This window comes from Liquorilactobacillus capillatus DSM 19910, assembly GCF_001434915.1.
Classification (GTDB): domain Bacteria; phylum Bacillota; class Bacilli; order Lactobacillales; family Lactobacillaceae; genus Liquorilactobacillus; species Liquorilactobacillus capillatus.
The window spans coordinates 1-408 of record NZ_AZEF01000015.1; the positions used below are offsets into that span (position 1 = coordinate 1).

Consider the following 408-nt stretch of genomic DNA (forward strand, 5'->3'; position numbering starts at 1 on the left):
GAGTACATTACAGACCAAGCAATTATTAATCATATCAATGATAACTATCCAAGATTTAAAGCTATTTATCAAAGCTATCAAATAATCCTACATGCAGTTAAGGAAGGTGATACAAATGGACTACGTTCGCTAATTAATTCATATAAAAAGAATAACACCGAAATGGATACAGTTATTACAACTCTCAAAAAGAATTGGCAAGGAATTTATAATGCCTGTACTCTAAGTTATTCAAACGGACCTTTAGAAGGTATTATTCGTAAAATAAAAGAACTTAAACGTGGCTGTTATGGTTTTAGCAGAATGGATCACCTGTTTATTCGTATCCAGTTAATTCATCAATAATACAAAAAAACACCACCCAAAGGTGATGCCAAGATCTCCATCAATACGATTTGACTTTGACCC

1 protein-coding gene is annotated in these 408 nt (G+C 32.4%); it reads left to right on the plus strand.

The window, feature by feature from the left end; translation table 11 throughout:
- The coding region (locus FC81_RS03690; RefSeq protein WP_162254812.1) for a transposase at window positions 1–345 on the plus strand (345 nt) is incomplete at its 5' end.
- Window positions 346–408 lie beyond the last annotated feature (63 nt).